Source organism: Parasphingorhabdus sp., assembly GCF_049667325.1.
Taxonomy (GTDB): domain Bacteria; phylum Pseudomonadota; class Alphaproteobacteria; order Sphingomonadales; family Sphingomonadaceae; genus Parasphingorhabdus.
Genome location: NZ_JBATHY010000058.1, coordinates 1 through 1,842, shown reverse-complemented (window position 1 = coordinate 1,842; position 1,842 = coordinate 1). Strand labels below are relative to the sequence as shown.

Sequence of the window (1,842 nt, the reverse complement as noted above, 5' to 3'; positions counted from 1 at the left end):
TTCATCCTCGATGAGCTTGCCCGCCAGCCGGATCCGTTCGTTGAAGCGGACCAGATGCGGGCTGGTATAGACATGGACCTTCAATCCTTCCGCTTCGATCGCGGCGCGCAGAAAGGCACAGGTCGAGCCTTTGCCATTTGTACCGGCGACATGGAAAACGGGAGGGAGTTTTTCGTGCGGATTGCCGAGGCGGTCGAGCAGCTCGCGGATCCGGTCCAGCCCAAGCACATCGCGGCCGGGAGAAAGCAGCTCCAGCCGGTCGAGCTGTTTCTGGACTGCCGGATGATCCGACATTGCGCCGTCTGCCATCTACTCCCCTCCCGCTTGCGGGAAGGGCCGGGGGTGGGCCTGAATATCTGGAAATGCTGCCACGGTCATGGATGATAGTCCCACCCCTAACCCCTCCCGCAAGCGGGAGGGGGAACTTAGGCGGCCTCTTTCCAGGCCATCAGATAGCCCAGGATCTGCGCCAAGGTCGCGCGCAATTCCTTGCGATGCACAACCATGTCGACCATCCCGTGCTCGAGCAGATATTCCGCAGTCTGGAATCCCTCGGGCAGTTTTTCGCGGATCGTGTTCTCGATCACCCGCTGGCCGGCAAAGCCGATCATTGCGCCGGGTTCGGAAATATGCACGTCGCCGAGCATCGCATAGCTGGCGGTGACGCCGCCGGTGGTTGGATCGGTCAGCACGACGATGAACGGGACGCCCGCTTCGCGCAACATCGAGATCGCGACGGTAGTCTTGGGCATCTGCATCAGCGACAAAATGCCTTCCTGCATCCGCGCGCCACCGGCGGCGGTGAAGATGATGTACGGGCATTGGTCCTTCAGCGCGCGCTTGGCTCCGTCGACAAAGGCCTGACCCACAGCCAGTCCCATCGAACCGCCCATGAACGCAAAATCCTGCACACCAACGACGCAGGGAATGCTCTCGATCGTGCCCTTTACGTTGATCAGCGCATCCTGTTCGCCGGTCTTGTTCCGTGCATCTTTCAGGCGGTCGGAATATTTTTTCTGGTCCTTGAATTTCAGCGGATCTTCCTTGACCGGGGCCCAGGGAATGATCTTCCAGCTATTTTCATCCATGATCTGGGCAAAGCGGGTCATCGGTCCGATGCGGCCGTGATGCTCGCATTTCGGACAGATATGCATATTCTCCTCATATTCCTTGAGGAACACCATTGCTTCGCATTTCTTGCATTTGTGCCAGAGATTCTCGGCTGTTTCTTTCTTGGTGATCGACGCGATCTTGTTGCGGACATTGCTTAGCCAGGACATATTTGAACCCCTAAAATTCTATCGTGCCGACCTGATAGCATCGGAAAGCGATTTGACATAGCGTCGAACATGCGGCGCGGCGTCTTTGCCATGTTCGGCGACAATTTCGACGATCGCGGAGCCGACGACAACGCCATCGGCGACGCGGGCGATCTCGGCGGCCTGTTCCGGCGTGCGCACGCCAAAGCCGACCGCGACCGGCAGATCGGTGCCGGCTTTCAACCGGGTAACAGCTTCCTCGATGCTGGCCTGTGCCGCCTGTTGCTGGCCGGTGATCCCGGCGACTGAGACATAGTAGAGGAAGCCAGAGGCGTTGTTGAGGATCTGCGGCAGGCGTTCGGCATCGGTGGTCGGGGTGGCGAGGCGGATGACGGCGACATCCCTTGCACGCAGGGCATCTCCGAGGCTTTCGTCTTCCTCGACCGGAATATCGACGCAGATCACGGCATCGACACCGGCATCGACGCAAGCATCGGCGAACCATTCCGAGCCTCTGATCGTCATCGGATTGGCATAGCCCATCAGCACCAGCGGCGTGTCCGGATGACGCTGACGGAATTCC

General features: G+C 59.4%; 2 protein-coding genes and 1 pseudogene. All 3 read right to left on the bottom strand.

Going from position 1 to position 1,842, the window contains the following annotated elements; genetic code table 11:
* Positions 1 to 309, bottom strand: a pseudogene (locus WBM93_RS03250) (bifunctional folylpolyglutamate synthase/dihydrofolate synthase); the annotation flags it as partial.
* Positions 310 to 425: 116 nt separating this feature from the next.
* Positions 426 to 1,280, bottom strand: coding sequence for an acetyl-CoA carboxylase, carboxyltransferase subunit beta (accD, locus tag WBM93_RS03245; RefSeq protein ID WP_424428103.1), 855 nt, complete (start codon positions 1,278 to 1,280; stop codon positions 426 to 428).
* 18 nt (positions 1,281 to 1,298) lie between these two features.
* On the bottom strand, positions 1,299 to 1,842 hold a 544-nt coding region (gene trpA / locus WBM93_RS03240; protein WP_424428101.1), incomplete at its 5' end, for a tryptophan synthase subunit alpha.